The organism is Bacillus cereus group sp. MYBK108-1 (genome assembly GCF_051917185.1).
In the GTDB taxonomy this organism is placed as follows: Bacteria; Bacillota; Bacilli; order Bacillales; family Bacillaceae_G; genus Bacillus_A; species Bacillus_A cereus.
Genome location: NZ_JBQAHZ010000020.1, coordinates 15,183 through 33,987, shown reverse-complemented (window position 1 = coordinate 33,987; position 18,805 = coordinate 15,183). Strand labels below are relative to the sequence as shown.

Below are 18,805 nucleotides of genomic sequence, written 5' to 3'. Positions count from 1 at the left end.
ATGGGACGAGAAAAAAAGCAAGAATATGCTTTACTTACCGCATGGGGAGCTTCTTTTATCGCTACACTAGGAAGTCTGTACTTTTCCGAAATCATGAAATTTGAGCCTTGTGTTCTTTGTTGGTATCAACGTATTTTTATGTATCCATTCGTTTTATGGCTTGGTATCGCTGTAGCAAAGAAAGATTATCGCATTGCAAGTTATTCTTTACCAATCGCAACTATTGGTGCTTGTATTTCTTTATATCACTATGCAATTCAAAAAGTCGCAGCATTTTCAGCTGCTGGGGCAGCTTGTGGACGTGTACCATGTACGGGAGAATACATAAACTGGTTCGGTTTTGTGACAATCCCGTTTTTAGCACTTATCGGCTTTATTACAATCGCTGTTTGTAGCTTTATTGTCATCAAAAACAAATAAGGAGATGAAAGAATGAAAAAAATGCTTATATTTGGTGGTATTATTATCGCCTTGTTTGCGGCAATTTTCGCTGTAACACAAATGGAAGAAAAAAACGCTTCAACTAGCCAAAAAATTGATAATGCTACTGGTAGTCAAACAGATGGTCCTGACTACTACACAAATAAAATTTCTCTTTCAGATCTTCAAAAGAACTTAAAAGAGAAAAAAGAAGAAACAGTATACTTTTATCAAACATCTTGCGTTCATTGCCAAAAATTATCTCCTGTCGTAGTGCCAATGGCTAAAGACTTGAACGTTGATATGAAAGTTATGGATATTGAAAAATTAGATGCTCCTTGGGATGAATATAAAATTCAAGGTACACCAACAATCATTCATTTTAAAGATGGCAAAGAAGTGAGCCGTATTAGCGGTGAACAGCCGAAAGACAAATTAAAAGAATGGCTTGAACAAACGAAAAAGTAATTAGAAAAGGAAACTCCTTCTACACATGAAATGGGCGTAAAATCCCACACTAATGTATAAGGAGGGGGTTTTATGCCAGAAGTAAGATGTTCTGTTTCCAACTGTTCTTTTTGGGGACAAGGTAACTTTTGTCAAGCAAGTGCGATCATCGTTCAGCCTGATGCAGATGAAACTGGTCAAACTGAAAATGATTCATATACAGCTGCTGTTTTAACAAACGAGACGCTAGAAAGTTCTGTAGCAACGAGTGTAGAGACTTGTTGTCATACATTTAAGCCTAGATATTAACAATTATTCCACCTCATATACGTGAGGTGGTTTTTTCTTTTCCTCTTCTTGTTTACGTCATCTCTAATTCTCCCTATAATAAAGTTAACATTTTTATGAATACGAAGGTGAAATACTATGGCTAAAACAATTGCAGATATCGCCAAATTGGCTGGAGTTGCAAAAAGCACAGTCTCTCGTTACTTAAACGGCGGATATGTAAGTGATAAAACAAAACTTAAAATCGAAGGTATTATTCAAGAAACAAATTTCTCTCCCAATACATTTGCTCAAAGTTTAAAAGCAAAAACAACAAATTTAATTGGTGTCATCATCCCCCGATTAGACTCCTTCGCTACAATGAAAACACTTATCGGGATCGATAAAACATTACAGGAAAATAACTATCAAATGCTTGTAGCAAATGCAAATCAAACAACCGGAACTGAAATACAAGCAATTGAAAACTTTATAAAACAAAAGGTAGCTGGCATTATTTTATTAACAAAAACATTGACGAATGAACATCAAAAAATTATGGCTAATTCAAACATCCCTATTTTATTCGTCGGGCAAGAATATAAAGATCAATATTGCCTCGTTCACGATGATTATGATGCAGCTTATGAGTTAGGGGCATACGTTTTATCGCAAGGCCATCGACATATTGCCTATTTAGGGATAGAAAAAGATGATATTTCTGTTGGAATAAATCGAAAAAATGGTTTTCAAAAAGCAATTGAAAATTTAGAACCGACTTGCAACGTTTCATATTACGAAACAACTTTCCGCATAGAAGATGCCATGAAACAAGTACAACATATTTTAGATAATAATCGCCCAACTCTTATCGTATGTGCTACAGATAACATCGCACTTGGCGCAATGAAAGTCATTCACTCCCACTCTCTTTCTGTACCAGGTGATATTTCTGTAACAGGATTCGGTGGATATGATATTTCAGAAATGGTACACCCTAGTTTAACGACAATTGCGTTTGACTATGAGTATGCTGGAAAGCTTGCTGCCACTTCTCTTTCACAGCTTGTTGAAAACAAAACTATACCAAAAATATTACACTCCCGTTATACATTAAAAATCCAAGAAAGCGTTGACAAAATATAAAGGCGCTCTATAATAAAATTAAAACCGGTTCCACATTTTAAAAACAGGATTTTCAACATCATTTCCCTGTTTTTTATTTTAACTTATTGCGGAACCGGTTCCATAAAAGAGAATTTATAGTAAGGGGGAATTTTTATGGATATGAAACAAATTGCAACTCAAGTAATACAGAATATTGGTGGAAAGGAAAACATTGTTCGTGCCACACATTGTGCGACTCGCCTTCGTCTTATATTAAAGGATGATACGAAAATAAACGCTGCAGAAATCGAAAACATCGATGGAGTAAAAGGTGCTTTTGCAACGACCGAGCAATATCAAATTATTTTTGGAACTGGCATAGTAAACAAAGTATATGATGAATTCTCAAAACTAATTGGAATAGCCGAACTAGATTCTACAACATCAAACGATATACCTAAGAAAAAAATGAATCCTGTCGCCCGCCTAGCAAAGACACTATCTAATATTTTTGTTCCAATTATTCCAGCTATCGTTGCAAGCGGTTTACTTATGGGTCTACTCGGAATGTTGAAAGCGTTTAAATTAGTTCCTGGAGATCACTCACTTATCCAATTACTTGATATGTTCTCAAGTGCAGCTTTCATCATTTTACCTATTTTAATTGGAGTTAGTGCCGCTAAAGAATTTGGTGGAAACATTTTCTTAGGTGCAGTTGTTGGTGGTATATTAACTCACCCAAGCTTAACAAATCCTTGGACTCTTTCAAATGCAAAACCCACAGTTTTACATTTCCTTGGTATGGATATTGATATGATTGGCTATCAAGGTACTGTTTTACCTATTTTATTATGTGTATATGTTATGAGTACAATTGAAAAAGAACTTCGAAAACGTGTTCCGAACTCTTTAGATTTATTAGTTACACCATTCTTAACAATTATTATAACTGGCTTTTTATCACTTATTATTATCGGACCAATTGGATATAAAATCGGTGACGGCATTACGTACCTTTTAAATACAATTTATCAATTTGCAGGACCAGTAGCTGGACTTATATTCGGTGGATTGTATTCAACAATTGTTCTTACTGGCTTACATCATAGCTTCCACGCTATTGAAGCGGGCTTACTCGCAAATAAAGATATCGGTGTCAATTTCTTACTCCCTATTTGGTCAATGGCGAACGTTGCACAGGGCGGTGCTACTTTAGCTGTCTATTTCAAAACAAAAAACAAAAAAACGAAAGAAATTGCAATTCCAGCAGCAGCTTCAGCATTTTTAGGAATTACAGAACCAGCTATTTTTGGTGTCAATTTAAAACTTGGTAAACCATTTATTGCAGCAGCTATTGGCGGCGCAATTGGAGGCGCTTACGTTGTTTGGATGCAAGTAGCGGCTAATGCATACGGTTTAACAGGTATTCCGATGCTTACAATTGTTGCACCTCTTGGCATGATGAACATGATTCACTATATAATTGGTTTCGCTATTGCAGTTATCACTGCTTTTGTTGCCACATTCATTTTATATAAAGAAAGTAAATAATAACGGGGTGAAAACCTATGTCAAAATATAAAACAATACTGCAATCTAATAAAGACGAATTACATTCTTTATATGAAATTGCAAACCAAGATTCATGGAAACCAATTTATCATATCCACCCACCATTTGGATTAATGAATGATCCTAACGGTGTATCATACTACAATGATGAATATCACGTTTTTTATCAGTGGTATCCATTTGGTCCCATTCATGGAATGAAGCATTGGGGGCATGTGAGGTCAAAAGACCTTATTAACTGGGAGCGTATGCCTGTAGCCATCATCCCTACTGAAAGCTATGAATCACACGGTGCATATTCTGGTAGTGCTATCGTAAAAGATGGCCTTCTTCATCTACTTTATACAGGGAATATAAAAAAGCCTGATGATTCCCGTGATGCAAAACAATGTATGGCAACAATGGATTCACAATATACGATGACGAAATATAGTAATAATCCTGTTATTGATATAATTCCTGACGGATATACAAAACATGTACGTGATCCAAAAGTCTGGAAACATAATGATATGTACTATATGTTACTCGGTGCCCAACGTGAAAATAAAACAGGAACTCTATTACTATACAAATCACAAGACCTATACAATTGGCATTTCCAAGGCGAAATTACAACAAACTTAAAAGAATCCGGATTTATGTGGGAATGCCCCGATTACTTCCAATTATCAGGGAAAGATGTACTTCTCTTTTCACCGCAAGGAATTGAAAAAGACGGAGAAAACTTTCACAATGTATACAATGTCGTTTATGCTATAGGCCATTTCGATATTAAAAATTTATATTTCCATGTTGATTCCTATTACGAAGCTGATAAAGGGTTCGATTTTTATGCCCCTCAAACTTTAGAAGACTCTACTAGTCGTCGCCTATTGTTTGCTTGGGCAGGATCAAGTGAAATCACATATCCTTCTGATGATTATATGTGGGCTCATTGCCTAACACTTCCACGTGAATTAACATTAGAAGATAACATCTTAAAACAAAAACCAGTTTCAGAATTAACAAAACTACGAACAACAAAAAAAGACATTTCAGGAGATATAACAGCTGGATTAAATGTATTATCAACGCTTGATGATGAAGACTCCTATGAATTAATTGTTACACTTAAAACAGAAGATGCAAAACGTTTTGGTCTTTCTCTCTTCCACAATGAGGAGGAATGTTTCCCCATTACATTTAATCGGGAACAAGGTACTATTTCTATAGACAGGGGCAACTTCTACCATCAATTTGGCGGAGAATATGGATTTGAACGCTGTAAAAAAATCGATATTCAAGATACGATAGAACTACAAATATTTGTAGATAAAAGCATCGTGGAAATTTTCTTATACGATGGTTCAACAGTCTTTACGTCCCGAGTTTTTCCTCGAAAAGACATGAAACATCATATCGCAATCTTTTCAGATGCAAAACTAAACTTTACCATCACACAATATAAGCTGAAAAGAGGGATTGTATGAGAAATGTCTTTTGTATAGGTGAACTATTAATTGATTTTGTGTGCCGAAATACTAATGTTTCTTTAGTAAACGGTTCAGATTTCGAAAAAAAAGCTGGTGGAGCACCCGCTAACGTTGCTGCTGCGATTACAAAATTAGGTGGACACGCTACATTTATGGGGCAAGTAGGAAACGACCCATTTGGTGAGTTTCTTGAACAAACTTTACAGCGTGCGCAAGTCGATACATCCATGCTCATAAAAGATAAACAAACAACACTTGCATTCGTATCCATCGATCAAGATGGCGAACGTGATTTTACTTTTATGCGTGGTGCAGATGGTGAATATCAATTCAATAGCATTGATTTATCAAAAATACAAACGAATGATTTAATACATTTCGGTTCAGCGACAGCTTTACTATCAAGCCCATTAAAAGAAACGTATTTTCAGTTGTTACAATATGCGAAAGATAAAGGCCATTTCATTTCTTTTGATCCAAATTATCGAAGTGCACTCATTACAAATACAGAACAATTCTCTCAAGATTGTCTAACCTTTATAAAACATGCACACTTCGTAAAAGTAAGTCAAGAGGAAGCTACTATGCTCTCTAAAGAGAGTGATTTACAACAAGCTGCACTCAAATTATTAAATTATGGCGCAAAAGTAGTAGCTATTACACTTGGAAAAGACGGTACCCTTCTTGCGACAAATGAAGGTCAAACTATTGTCTCTTCTATTTCCATTCAACAAGTCGATACAACTGGTGCTGGTGACGCTTTCGTTGGAGCAATGTTATATCAGATTGCCCAAAGTGAACATACACTTTCGTATCATTTCAAAGACTTAACAGCATTTATCTCCTTTGCCAATAAAGTAGGCGCTATCACATGTACAAATTACGGTGCAATTGCCTCTCTTCCATCATTAACAGATATAAAAGCATACGATTAATCGTATGCTTTTTTTACATTCCTCTCCAAAAATCATGCATAATAAAAAAGTACAAAATAACGAGAACGGCCGTCCCGCATAGGGTAATGCGCCGATATATACTCTTCTCTCCTTCCCTCGCTTTCACAAACGCCCAAATAAATCCGAAGAATAATATTAAATCAACATATGGAACATAAAAAGAAAAGACGAGAAACGCATATAAATACACGATAAATAAACAGGTCGTTACTAAGAAAACTTTAAACGCAAATTCACTTTTCATAATATAACCGCCCCCTATCTGTACTGTATTATATTCAGCAAAATACAATAGTTGCAGTTAAACTCCAAGTATAAATAAGCTACCGTCTATAATACGGTAGCCATTACGGAACATTGTATTTCCGTTTATATATATTACTTAAAATCGAAGAAGGAATTTGCTCGTAACGAACTTTCTCTCCTGTTTCATCTATAATATACGAATTGTTTCCTATATAATATATTCCATCTTTTCGTTTTGAGTACACTGGATATCTTTCATTTGGCAATACCGTTTTCACTTTCGTTAACTGTCCATTTGGTTCTTGCCAATATATATCCGCGCGGTCTACTAACGTAAGTACTCCAATTTGTTCTTTTTCTATTTTTCGACCATTCCAGCTCACAACGCGATAACCAAGTTTATTCGCTTCATATTCGGGGCTCGTATGAAAACGAGAAATGATTACTTTTGTTTGTAATTGTACTCGGTCATATAACCATTGTATATCCCTGTCATGCATACGAATACAGCCATTTGATTCCCTACTTCCAATCGTCCATTCCCGGTTCGTCCCGTGAATTGCATATTCATTCTTATCTAGTCCAAGCCACCTCGTACCAAGAGGGTTATTCGGTGCACCCCCAGGTATTTTTTTTCGATGGTATTCTTTATTTTTAAATTTAGTTATAATACAAAAATTACCTTCAGGCGTAGGTGTACGATCTCTTCCAGTCGTTACTGGAAATGTTTTTGTGTAATTTCCATTTTCAAAAAAAGACAACTGGTTCGTCGTAAGATTTACTAATATTAAATGATCTGTATTAGCAAAAGCACTAACCGGTAGGATGAAAAATAATAGTATGATGAAACATAACTTTTTCAGCTATATCCCCCCTAGCGCTCCCTATAATAAGTGGAATTAACATTACTTTGCTCTTATAAATGAAAACTATCCATTTACAATAACGCCCCCATTTACATGTATCATTTGCCCAGTAACATAGGATGAATCACCAGATGCCAAGTATACGTATGCCGGCGCTAATTCATATGGTTGACCAGGCCGTTGCATCGGAACATTGCTCCCAAACTGAGAGACTTTCTTCTCATCAAAGCTCGATGGAATAAGCGGTGTCCAAATCGGGCCTGGTGCAACACCATTTACCCGAATCCCTTTTTGCACTAACGATTGAGAAAGTGATCTTGTAAAAGCTACGATTGCTCCTTTCGTTGCGGAATAATCAATTAACGTTTCATTTCCTTCATATGCAACGATAGATGCCGTATTTATAATGACATCCCCTTTCTTCAAATGAGAAAGGGCTGCTTTCGTAACGTGAAAATAAGAAAAAATATTAATACGAAATGTTTTTTCTAGCTGTTCTGCTGTAATATACTCTAGCCCTTGCTGCGGATATTGCTGTGCAACGTTATTCACTAAAATATTTAAACTACCTAACTGCCGGGCGGTCTCTTCCACAATATCTTTACAATGCTGTTCATTACTCAAATCCCCCGGCAACAATACACACTTTACACCTTCTTTTTCAACACGTTGTTTCGTCTCATTTGCATCTTCTTCCTCATCTAAATAAGCAATCGCAACATTTGCTCCCTCTTTTGCAAAAGCGATGGAAACTGCTCGTCCAATTCCGCTATCTCCTCCCGTAATTAACACATTCTTCCCTTTTAACTTTTCACTTCCTTTATAGTTTGCATCTTCAAACTGCGGAAGGGGGCTCATTAATGATTCAATACCTGGCTGCTTATTTTGATGTTGCGCAGGCATTGTTATAAAGTTTTTTTGCTGTGGCATAGCTGCTTTCAACTCCTTTTCCTTAGCATGTGCACAATAAAAAGCTGAAATTCACACATCGTTTTACGATTAATATTCGAATTTAAGACACAAAATATGAATTGTTATAAACTTTTTATGCAAAACTATTGCAAAATAGATAAAAAACGAATATTATATATAACTGTTGTGAAAATTATTCGTAAACAGAAAGGATGTTTATATGTTTAACCTTTCAAAACATAAAACTTCTATTAAAACTGAAATTATGGCAGGTATTATTACCTTCTTAACAATGGCATATATCATTGTCGTAAACCCTGTTATCCTTGGAGATGCAGGTGTTCCATTTGAACAAGCATTTACAGCAACAATTATCGCTGCTGTTGTCGGAACATTATTTATGGCAATCTTTACAAACTTACCAATCGCAATCGCGCCAGGTATGGGATTAAATGCTTACTTCTCTTACTCTGTTGTAAAAGCGCATGAAGGCATGACTTTCGCAATTGCATTCTCTGCTGTATTCGTAGCAGGTATGATTTTAATTTTGCTATCATTTACATCTTTCCGTACAAAATTAATGGAAGCAATTCCTGAAAACTTAAAACATGCAATTACTGCTGGTATCGGGCTATTTATCGCCTTTATCGGTTTACGTTTAACAGGTATCGTTACAAAAAATGATGCAAACTTAGTTGGACTTGGTGATCTTCACTCTGCTCCAGTACTACTAGCATTAGCTGGACTTGGAATTACAATTGTCCTTATGTCTTTAAATGTAAATGGCGCACTATTTATCGGGATGCTATTAACTGGTATTATCGCTTTCTTCACGGGACAATTATCATTCTCAAACGGTGTTACATCAATGCCTGGTTTACCAGAAGGAATTATCGTTTCAAATCCAATTACTGCTGTATCTGACGTAATTAACTACGGATTATACGGCGTTGTATTCTCATTCTTCCTTGTTACACTATTCGATACAACAGGTACATTACTTGGCGTTGCACAACAAGGTGGATTTATGAAAGACGGAAAGCTTCCAAAAGCAGGACGAGCTCTTCTATCTGACTCATTCTCAGCAACTATTGGTTCTATGTTCGGAACGACACCATCAACAGCTTACATTGAATCATCTGCTGGTGTTGCAGCTGGTGGTCGTACTGGTTTAACAACTGTTACAGTAGCGGTTCTATTCGCACTAGCAGCATTCTTCGGCCCATTAGTAAGTGCTGTTTCTGGTGTATCAGCTATTACTGCACCATCATTAATTATCGTTGGTAGTCTTATGATGGGTTCAGTTCGCCACATCGATTGGGACGCATTTGATGAAGCATTCCCAGCATTTTTAGTAATCTTAAGCATGCCACTTACATCAAGTATCGCAACAGGTATCGCACTTGGATTTATTTCATATCCACTTATGAAAGTGGCAAAAGGTAAATTCCGTGCTGTTCACCCACTTGTATATGTATTTGGAATTTTGTTTGCTTATCAATTGATATTCTTACCACATTAAAATCTCTCATAAAGAGGGATTTTTTTATACATAAAAAGTAGAGCATCGAAATTCGATGCTCTATTTTCCTTTTTTAAAAGCAATATAAAAAGACTGCAGAGAACTCCATCTCCACAGCCTAATATTTATTTTTGCAAGAACGCCTGCAAATCTTCAAATTGCCTCTTTGCATCTTCATAGCCTTGCTCGTATAAATTTTGTAGTTTTGCTGTATCTTTTTCCATACGATCTACTTGAAGCGGCACTTCTGGGCGAATAACAAATAAATTGCCAGCTTGTTCTTCTTTTTCAATATAGTGAAGTGTTTCATTATACACTTCATAACGATTTAGCATCGTGTTCACAAGGTTCGGATATTTTTTATAAGCTTTCGCAGCAATCCACCCAAATCTTGATTTTTTCTTTGCGTAACCATGATTTCTCGTTAAAATTACGACTGATTTTTTAAATCCATCTTCCTGTGCTTTACGAACTGGAATTGGATCAGAAATCCCGCCATCTAACAGTTGCTTACCACGATAATTTACTACTGGTGCAATGAAAGGCAATGAACTAGACGCTTGTAATAAATTTAGCGCATCATCATTCGTGCCTTCTTTTTCAAAATAAACTGATTGCCCTGTTTCACAATCCGTCGTTCCTACAAGGAAACGTTCCGGGCTATTAAAGTATGTTTCAAAATCAAACGGCACATGCTTTTCTGGGATTTCGTGGAAAATGAAATCCATATCAAATAGCTGACGTTTTCTCCATAAGTTTTTATACGATAAATATTTCGGATGTGATGCATAATCAATATTGACCGTTTTATTTCTATTTCTTTGTCTGGAAAGATACGACGCTGCATGACAAGCACCAGCTGATACACCGATTACATATGGAAAATATAAATCTTGTTCCATAAAGTATTCTAATATCCCGCCCGTGTATACACCACGCATACCGCCGCCTTCTAATACTAACCCCGTATTTTCAAGCATGTTACTCTCTCCTCTATATATATTGACTCTTTAATTATTCACCATGTTAAGTATCTTTTTCTATTATATATGAGTTCTTTCAGAAATTATATTTAAAAGACTTGAGAAAAAGGAGTTTTTTCTTCCAATTATATTTCCAAATGACCGGAGACATCCTTTATAAACCTTTGAATAAAGTCTTGCTCTTCTTTCGTATATCCATCTAAAAGTAACAACCACTTTTCTTCAGCTTGCTTATGCAATTTTTCATGAGCTTTATATATTTCATTCCCACTCTCCGTTAAGCTGAAGAAGATTTCTTTTTGATTATCTAACATTTGCATCTTCTCAACGAATTGTTTTTGAAACAACTTTGTACAAATTTTAGAGATTGCTCCCTTCGTCATGCCCATTTCTGTCGTAATTGCCGTTACATTCATCAAACCATTTTTTCCGATACATTCGATTACATGTAACTCAGATAAAGACATACTACTTACGCCTGTCTCACGAAGAAACTTCTCATTTTGTCGTTTTAAATGTTCTTCTTTTTTATGCAAAAGTGTACGAATGTCCGACAGTATTTCCATTTGCTTCGTTGCATGCTTCAATCCGTTCGCCTCCTAAGTTTCCAAAGAAACAATTTAACTATATACCATTTTAAAACCATTTTTTCATCTTTACAAGTAAGAAAATCATGTTAAAATAAATTTAGTTTCTAAGGAAACTAAAATACAAGGAGGTTAACAAGATGAAAAAATCTAAACTAACTTTCATTTTATATGTTGTCTGTATTAGTGCCTTACTCGGTTCCTTCGCTCAAAATATTTACACACCTATCTTACCGATGATTCAAAATTCTTTTCACACTTCTCTTTATCTTGTAAATGTAACAGTTTCACTTTTCACATTCGTTCTTGCAATTATGCAGCTCGTATATGGACCTTTAATTGATACAAAAGGGAGAAAATCTGTCCTTATCCCTAGTTTAGTCATTAGTACAATTGGTTCAATCGGATGTGCTTTTTCGGCAAACATTTATTTATTTCTCTTTTTTAGAGCTGTTCAAGCTATAGGAATAGCGGCTATACCTGTAGTTTCAGCAACGATTATCGGCGATTTATTTGAAGGAAAAGAACGCGGAGAAGCGATGAGCCTATACCAAATGTTACTTGCCCTCGCACCTGCAATGGCTCCTCTCATAGGTGGTTATCTTGGCAGTATAAATGGTCACTTATCTGTATTTCTCTTTTTATCTACACTTGGCATTATCTTATTAATTATAAACATTTCACTACTCCCAGAAACAAAGCCAAATATAATTAAACAATCTAAAGCACAAAAGAATTACTCTCTTATCTTAAAAAATAAAACTGGATTTTCTATTACTCTTATTGGCTTCATTCAATTTTGTATTTACTTTTGCTTTCTCGTTTTTTTACCGAGTATTTTAACAAATTCATTTCATTTAACTGTAAATAAAATTGGTCTTATGTTTGTACCAATGTCTCTTTCTATCATGCTAGGAAGTTTTTGCTACAAGTTTTTGCAAAAACGACTCACAACAAAGCAAGCTTTATTTATTACGAGTTTCTTCAATATTATATGTGTCGTTTTATTCTCTTTCACATATAGCATCAATATCCCATTCATTATTATCGTTACATCTTTGTACGGTTTTAGTATGGGACTTTCTATGCCAACTCACACTACTTTATTAACAGAAGAATTCGTACAAGAACGCGCAACAGCTATCGGTATGTACAACTTCATCCGCTATCTTGGTATGGGCACAGGGCCACTTATAGGTGGATTTCTTTTATTTAACCAAAATTACTTTTGGATTTTCTTCCTAGGCGCAATTATGTTTTTACTTGTAATCTTATATACAATGAAAATGCTAAGCCTTCATGCTGTACAAAAATTAAAATAGAGCCCCAAAAATGTCGGCTCTATTTTACCCTCTTTGATCCGCAACAATATGAATATCAATATACTTTGTTTGTCTCATAATTTCATTTACAATAGAACCTTTTCGAATTTCTTCCCACCGCGTTCTCGCTGATTGCCCAAGTAAAATTTGTGTTACTTGCAATCTTTTCGCGACTTCAATAATAACATCCGCTGGCTTTCTTCCCTTTGCTTCTTCTAATACAAAACTCGCATCAAATTGATTCGTGAGCGTCTTCCACTCTTCAATTGTTTGTTTTTTACCAGCTGAAAGAGAGTCTATATTTTCTCTTTCAACATTTAATACATACAATTCAGCATTTAACCGATCAGCCATGCGCCATCCCCGTCTTATTAATTTCTCCGCTGTTGAACTGTATTGTACACAAACAAGAATTTTTTCTTTTACGCCAATTGGTTCTATTACTGTTTGGCTAATTTTCTCGTCCATATCATCGGCAACCTCGCGAAGTGATAATTCCCTAAGTGCTCCTAAATTATTAAGCGTAAAGAAATTTTGTAAGCTTTGCTGAATTTTTTCTTCTTTATATATCTTTCCGTCTATTAACCTCTTCCGAAGTACTTCCGGTGTTGCATCAACGAGCTGAATTTCATTTGCTTTTTGTAAAATAAAATCTGGAACTCGTTCTCTTACTTTTACATTCGTAATTTGAGCTACAATATCATGAACACTTTCTAAATGTTGAATATTAAAAGCTGATAATACCGATATACCAGCCTCTAACAATTCCTGCACATCCATATAACGTTTTTTATGCTTAGAACCAGGAACATTACTATGCGCAAGTTCATCCACTACGACTACTTGCGGCGCGCGTTTTTTTATTCCTTCCACATCAAGCTCATAAAATACCTTTCCTTTATACTGTATTTCTTTCAAAGGAACTTTTTCTAAATCAGCAATTGCTTCTTCCGTCTCTTTTCTTCCATGCGTTTCAATTAAACCAATTACAATATCAATTCCATCTTTTTTCATTTCCCTTGCATCAAAGAGCATTTTATAACTTTTTCCTACGCCTGGAGCTGCTCCTACATATAACTTTAACTTTCCGCGATTTTGCTGACGAATATATTCTAAATATTCCTCTGGCGTTCGCCTTTGAAACTTCGGTTCATAATCATCCGCATACAAAATAAACACTACCTTTCATTCGAAACAACGCTACCTCAATCCGTTAGATTGAGGTAGCACTGTTACTATTTCATTAATTCCTGTAATGCCAAATTTAGCTTTAAGACGTTTACGCGGGTCTCTCCAAATAAACCAAGCGCAGCACCTTCTGTTTGATCTTTAATCAATTGATTAAGTTTTTCTTTCGGAATATTCGTTAATTTCGATATGCGATCCACCTGCACAGAAGCTGCCTTCGGACTAATATCAGGATCAAGCCCTGAACCTGAATTTGTCACTAAATCAATCGGTACTTCTGTAACTGGAACGCTCGGATTTTGTTTCTTCCACTCTTCAATACTTTTCTCTACTCGTTTCTCTAAATCTGGATTAGATGGTGCATAGTTATTTGAACCAGATGCTTCAGCCTTATATTCAATACTAGAAACACGCCCTTGAAAATAACGTGGATCCGTGAAGTTTTGCCCGATTAATTTAGAACCAATCACTTCATTTTTATCATTATATATTAGACTTCCATCCGCATTATCCTTCATCACGGCTTGTGCAATACCAGTAACAATAAGCGGGTATACAAGTCCGCACAACACTAGAAATGTAAAAGTAATACGGATAATTGGTGATAGTATACTTTGTTTCTTCTCCATCTTTTTCCCCTCTTCCTTATATAAACAAGCCGATAATCATATCAATTAACTTAATTCCAATGAACGGAACGATAACTCCGCCAAGCCCATAAATAAGTAAGTTTCGGCTAAGCAATGCATTAGAACTCATCGGTTTATATGCAATACCTTTCATCGCTAACGGAATGAGTAATGGAATAATAACAGCGTTAAATATTAATGCTGATAAAATCGCTGACAGTGGTGATGTTAATTTCATAATGTTCAATGCCTCCATTTGCGGAATCGCAAGTGTAAACATTGCTGGAATGATTGCAAAATATTTTGCTATATCATTCGCAATACTAAACGTCGTTAAAGCACCTCGCGTCATTAACAATTGCTTACCGATTCCTACAACCTCAATAATTTTCGTTGGATTCGAGTCTAGATCAATCATGTTTGCCGCTTCTTTCGCTGCTGTCGTACCACTGTTCATCGCTAATCCAACGTCCGCCTGTGCTAATGCTGGAGCATCATTTGTACCATCACCTGTCATCGCTACAAGTTTCCCTTTATCTTGCTCTGCTTTAATGACAGCAATTTTATCTTCCGGTTTACACTCGGCAACGAATTCATCTACTCCAGCTTCTTTTGCAATGGTTGCTGCTGTTAACGGATTATCACCTGTACACATAACCGTTTTAATCCCCATTTGGCGTAACTGTTCAAAACGCTCACGCATACCCGGTTTTACTGTATCCTTTAAATAAATTAAACCGTAAATACGATTATCTACTGCAACTACAAGTGGTGTTCCGCCCTCTTTTGAAATTAAGTCTGCTTTTTGATTTACATCTTTCGGAATTGTTCCGCCTTGTGACTCAACCCATTCAATAACGGCACCTACAGCACCTTTTCTCACTTTCGTTCCGTCTTGTAAATCAACACCACTCATTCTCGTTTCTGCTTTAAACGGAACAAACTCACCTTGTTCTGCAAGTTCTCTATTATATGATATAGATTTTCCCTGCACATACTCGATAACAGATCGACCTTCTGGTGTTTCATCTAAAACAGAACTAATAGCGGCCCACTTTCCAACTTGCTCAATCGTTTCATTTCCTACAGGCAATAATGTATGAGCCATTCGGTTCCCAAAAGTAATTGTACCTGTTTTATCTAAAATAATTGTATTAATATCGCCCGCAGCTTCTACTGCTTTCCCTGACATCGCTAGCACGTTAAATTTTGTCACCCGATCCATCCCCGCAATACCAATCGCTGATAGCAAACCACCAATTGTCGTTGGAATTAAACATACTAACAACGCTACAAGTACAGCAGTATCAATTTGAAAACCTAAATAATTTGTGAAAATCGGCAACGTCACAACGACGATTAAGAAAATAAGAGTTAAGCTCGTTAATACTGTATTTAAAGCAATCTCATTCGGCGTTTTTTGACGAGCAGCTCCTTCTACTAAAGAAATCATTTTATCGATAAATGATTCACCAGGATTACTCGTAATGACAATTGTAATTTCATCACTTACGACCATCGTTCCACCTGTTACGGAACAAAAATCACCGCCTGCTTCTTTTATAACAGGAGCTGATTCACCTGTAATTGCAGATTCATCTACAGATGCTAATCCTTTGATTACTTCGCCATCACTTGGAATCATTTCTCCTTGTTTTACGATAACAACGTCACCTTTTCTAAGATCAGTTGCTGAAACTTGGACAATGTCTCCATTTTCTTTTACTACATTTGCAAACACATCTTTCTTCGACTGCTTTAAAGAATCGGCTTGCGCTTTACCACGACCTTCTGCTAATGCTTCTGCAAAATTCGCAAATAAAACTGTAAATAATAGAATGAGAGAAACTGTTATATTAAACCATCCTGGTATACTACTAGAACTGCTTGGAAGAAAAGATAAAATGAACGTAATGATAAATCCAATTTCCACAACGAACATAATCGGATTCTTTATCATGACTTTCGGATTCAATTTCGCAACGGATTGCTTCATCGCATGTGTTACGATATCACGATCCATCGTTTTCGCTTGTCTAACTTCATCTTCTACAGCATGTATTTGTGACTCATTTAATTGTTTTTCTTTTACTACTACCGGTCTCATCATTTACCCTCCATTACTTCAATGTAAGAAATTCTGCAATTGGACCGAGTACTAACATCGGGAAGAATGTTAATGCACCGACAATTACAATTGTTCCGATGAAGATGCCACCAAATAAACTATTATCTGTACGGAACGTTCCGACTGTTTCTGGCACTACCGTTTTTTCTTTCAATGAAGCTGCCACAGCTAGCATCGTAATTAAACTGAAGTAACGTCCTAAAAACATAACTAAACCAGTCGTAATATTCCAAAACGGTGTATTATCTCCTAATCCTTCAAATCCAGATCCGTTATTCGCAGCTGACGATGTATATTCATATACCACTTGCGTCAAACCGTGGAAACCGGAATGAGAAATAGCATCCGTCCCTAAATTTGTTGAAAGAGCTAATGCCGAAAATCCTAAAATGAGCAATGGATGAAATAAAATCGTGACCGCGATTAATTTCATTTCCTTACCTTCAATCTTTTTACCTAAAAACTCTGGTGTCCGTCCAACCATTAACCCAGATATAAACACCGCGATAATTGCATACATAATAATGTTTACAAAACCTGCTCCAACGCCGCCATACACAGTATTTAACATCATATTTACAAGCGGAACTAAACCGCCAATTGGTGTTAACGTATCATGCATCGTATTAACAGCGCCTGTTTCAGCAGCTGTCGTTACCGTTGCGTATAGTGAAGAAAATACTGTTCCAAATCGTACTTCTTTCCCTTCTGTACTTCCTTGTACATGTTCGATACCCATTCCATTTAATGCCGGGTTCCCGTTTAGTTCAGATGTCGTAATCGTTATAAACCCTAGTAAAAATACCATAAATAGTGACACGAAAAGGATGCGGCCTTGTTTTTTATTTCCGACCATTCGTCCGTACGTAAATGGAAGTGCTGTTGGTAATAACATCATAAGCATCATTTGCAAAATATTACTCATTTGTCCTGGATTTTCGAAAGGATGCGTAGAGTTTGCTCCGAAAAATCCACCGCCATTATTTCCAAGTTCCTTAATGGAAACGAATGATGCAACAGGTCCACGTAAAATACTTTGCTTTGCACCTTCAATCGTTTGTGCTGTAACCGCCCCATCTAACGTTTGTGGTACGCCAAGTGCGACAAAAACTAGTGCCGCAATAAATGCAATAGGAAGAAACACTCTCGTTAACGCTCTCGTAAAATCAACGAAAAAGTTACCAAGTTCTTTTCCAGCAAGTCCTCTTATAAAAGCCATAACGAGCGCTAATGTCGTTGCTGGTGCCGCAAACATTAAAAATGTAATTCCGATTAATTGTGATAAATAAGATAAACCATTTTCACCGCTATAATGCTGTAAGTTTGTATCAGCCATAAAACTAATTGCTGTATTAAAAGCGAGCGTAGGCTCCATCCCTTCAATATGCGCTGGATTTAGTGGCAGCACACCTTGTAATCTGAAAATGAAGTATACGACAACGATCATAAATCCATTTAATAAAACTAATGATAATGCGTACTGTTTCCACGTTTGATTGTATGCTTTTACACCCGTAATTTTAAAAATAAGTTTTTCAAAAGGCCCGAATACTTTATCTAACGTTTTGCTACCTTGAAAAGCTTTTTCTAAATAAATCCCCGTTGGCTTTGCTACTAAAATAAACAAGAGCATTGTAATAATGACTGCAACCCAAATCATAATGAATGATTCCCCCTAATTAAAACTTCTCTGGATTTAATAATGCATACACTAAATACACTGTAATTGCTGCGACAATAACCGATAAGACAATCATCATGATTGCTTTCCTTCTTTCACAACTTTATCTGACCAACTTGCAAGACTTGCCATCGATGCAACTAATAAAATAAAAATCCCGACCATTACAACATCTAACATAACTATCCCTCTCTTTTTGTTAAAATTTACCATTTAAATATTAAAAAAGAACACTGAGCTCTACTCAGTGTTCAAAAAATGAACAACAAAAAGTAAACCTCCTCTCTAAACGCTTACGAGGTTAGCTGTCGGATTCGGGCCTAAAGAGTAGCCCTACTTTCAAAACTGAAAGATTCACCCCAAGTGACGATGCACAAAATTGGTTCCCCCGCTCCATTTCTGGAACTCAGCGATTTTAGGTTTTTTTGGAAATTTTATGAATGATTTATGAGAGTAAATATACTCCTCTATATTTCACTTGTAAAGGGGTAAATTAC

Annotated in this window: 20 protein-coding genes and 1 riboswitch; of the genes, 9 read left to right on the top strand and 11 right to left on the bottom strand. The window is 36.1% G+C overall.

Annotated elements, in window-relative coordinates; all coding sequences use genetic code 11:
- The 7 genes from ACTFSL_RS22530 (at position 1) to ACTFSL_RS22500 (ending at position 6,223) form a co-directional block, all read left to right on the top strand.
- Positions 1-420: a disulfide formation protein C gene (locus ACTFSL_RS22530; protein WP_000532265.1), complete on the top strand. Its 420-nt coding sequence runs from the start codon at positions 1-3 to the stop codon at positions 418-420.
- 12 nt (positions 421-432) lie between these two features.
- Positions 433-888, top strand: a complete 456-nt coding sequence (locus ACTFSL_RS22525; RefSeq protein ID WP_000738435.1) for a thioredoxin family protein — start codon at positions 433-435, stop codon at positions 886-888.
- Between the two features lie 72 nt (positions 889-960).
- Positions 961-1,176: a DUF1540 domain-containing protein gene (locus tag ACTFSL_RS22520; protein WP_001115482.1), complete on the top strand. Its 216-nt coding sequence runs from the start codon at positions 961-963 to the stop codon at positions 1,174-1,176.
- Between the two features lie 117 nt (positions 1,177-1,293).
- Positions 1,294-2,280, top strand: coding sequence for a LacI family DNA-binding transcriptional regulator (locus tag ACTFSL_RS22515; RefSeq protein WP_001140402.1), 987 nt, complete (start codon positions 1,294-1,296; stop codon positions 2,278-2,280).
- A gap of 135 nt (positions 2,281-2,415) precedes the next feature.
- Positions 2,416-3,792: a sucrose-specific PTS transporter subunit IIBC gene (locus ACTFSL_RS22510; protein WP_000367321.1), complete on the top strand. Its 1,377-nt coding sequence runs from the start codon at positions 2,416-2,418 to the stop codon at positions 3,790-3,792.
- Between the two features lie 17 nt (positions 3,793-3,809).
- Positions 3,810-5,285, top strand: coding sequence for a beta-fructofuranosidase (scrB, locus tag ACTFSL_RS22505; RefSeq protein WP_440042420.1), 1,476 nt, complete (start codon positions 3,810-3,812; stop codon positions 5,283-5,285).
- Entirely contained in the window at positions 5,282-6,223 is a 942-nt protein-coding gene (locus ACTFSL_RS22500) for a carbohydrate kinase family protein (RefSeq protein ID WP_001246640.1), read from the top strand. Before scrB ends, ACTFSL_RS22500 begins: the two co-directional genes overlap by 4 nt.
- Positions 6,224-6,236: 13 nt before the next feature.
- Here ACTFSL_RS22500 and ACTFSL_RS22495 read toward each other — a convergent pair whose 3' ends face one another.
- The 3 genes from ACTFSL_RS22495 to ACTFSL_RS22485 form a co-directional block, all read right to left on the bottom strand.
- Complete coding sequence (locus tag ACTFSL_RS22495) at positions 6,237-6,488, bottom strand: hypothetical protein (RefSeq protein WP_000834195.1); 252 nt, start codon at positions 6,486-6,488, stop codon at positions 6,237-6,239.
- 103 nt (positions 6,489-6,591) lie between these two features.
- A complete protein-coding gene (locus tag ACTFSL_RS22490) occupies positions 6,592-7,353 on the bottom strand; it encodes a L,D-transpeptidase (protein ID WP_025921749.1) in 762 nt (253 codons plus the stop codon).
- A 66-nt stretch (positions 7,354-7,419) separates the two neighbouring features.
- Positions 7,420-8,286: an SDR family oxidoreductase gene (locus ACTFSL_RS22485; RefSeq protein ID WP_001136261.1), complete on the bottom strand. Its 867-nt coding sequence runs from the start codon at positions 8,284-8,286 to the stop codon at positions 7,420-7,422.
- A gap of 202 nt (positions 8,287-8,488) precedes the next feature.
- Between ACTFSL_RS22485 and ACTFSL_RS22480 the strand changes: the two genes are divergently transcribed.
- Positions 8,489-9,790: an NCS2 family permease gene (locus ACTFSL_RS22480; protein ID WP_000482713.1), complete on the top strand. Its 1,302-nt coding sequence runs from the start codon at positions 8,489-8,491 to the stop codon at positions 9,788-9,790.
- Positions 9,791-9,915: 125 nt separating this feature from the next.
- Here the strand turns inward: ACTFSL_RS22480 and ACTFSL_RS22475 are convergent, their stop codons facing one another.
- Positions 9,916-10,770 carry a patatin-like phospholipase family protein gene (locus tag ACTFSL_RS22475; protein WP_440042418.1) on the bottom strand — a complete coding sequence of 285 codons (855 nt, stop codon included), beginning with the start codon at positions 10,768-10,770 and terminating at the stop codon, positions 9,916-9,918.
- Between the two features lie 128 nt (positions 10,771-10,898).
- Positions 10,899-11,360, bottom strand: a complete 462-nt coding sequence (locus tag ACTFSL_RS22470) for a MarR family transcriptional regulator (RefSeq protein ID WP_000679681.1) — start codon at positions 11,358-11,360, stop codon at positions 10,899-10,901.
- Between the two features lie 140 nt (positions 11,361-11,500).
- Between ACTFSL_RS22470 and ACTFSL_RS22465 the strand changes: the two genes are divergently transcribed.
- Positions 11,501-12,682: an MFS transporter gene (locus ACTFSL_RS22465; protein ID WP_000748728.1), complete on the top strand. Its 1,182-nt coding sequence runs from the start codon at positions 11,501-11,503 to the stop codon at positions 12,680-12,682.
- Between the two features lie 24 nt (positions 12,683-12,706).
- Here ACTFSL_RS22465 and kdpDN read toward each other — a convergent pair whose 3' ends face one another.
- From kdpDN to ACTFSL_RS22435, 6 genes are read right to left on the bottom strand one after another with little or no spacing between them, the layout of a single operon-like run.
- Entirely contained in the window at positions 12,707-13,861 is a 1,155-nt protein-coding gene (kdpDN, locus tag ACTFSL_RS22460; protein ID WP_002195165.1) for a KdpD-like non-kinase potassium sensor, read from the bottom strand.
- A gap of 56 nt (positions 13,862-13,917) precedes the next feature.
- Positions 13,918-14,499 (bottom strand): K(+)-transporting ATPase subunit C, encoded by a 582-nt coding sequence (kdpC, locus tag ACTFSL_RS22455; RefSeq protein ID WP_000412608.1) that lies wholly within the window; start codon positions 14,497-14,499, stop codon positions 13,918-13,920.
- 16 nt (positions 14,500-14,515) lie between these two features.
- On the bottom strand, positions 14,516-16,606 hold the full coding sequence (gene kdpB, locus ACTFSL_RS22450; RefSeq protein ID WP_071740631.1) for a potassium-transporting ATPase subunit KdpB: 2,091 nt from the start codon (positions 16,604-16,606) through the stop codon (positions 14,516-14,518).
- A gap of 13 nt (positions 16,607-16,619) precedes the next feature.
- Positions 16,620-18,287: a potassium-transporting ATPase subunit KdpA gene (kdpA, locus tag ACTFSL_RS22445; protein WP_000638330.1), complete on the bottom strand. Its 1,668-nt coding sequence runs from the start codon at positions 18,285-18,287 to the stop codon at positions 16,620-16,622.
- A 19-nt stretch (positions 18,288-18,306) separates the two neighbouring features.
- Complete coding sequence (kdpF, locus tag ACTFSL_RS22440; protein WP_223153441.1) at positions 18,307-18,384, bottom strand: K(+)-transporting ATPase subunit F; 78 nt, start codon at positions 18,382-18,384, stop codon at positions 18,307-18,309.
- Positions 18,384-18,488, bottom strand: a complete 105-nt coding sequence (locus tag ACTFSL_RS22435; protein WP_000887894.1) for a SipW-dependent-type signal peptide-containing protein — start codon at positions 18,486-18,488, stop codon at positions 18,384-18,386. Before ACTFSL_RS22435 ends, kdpF begins: the two co-directional genes overlap by 1 nt.
- A gap of 96 nt (positions 18,489-18,584) precedes the next feature.
- Positions 18,585-18,730: riboswitch (cyclic di-AMP (ydaO/yuaA leader) on the bottom strand.
- Positions 18,731-18,805 lie beyond the last annotated feature (75 nt).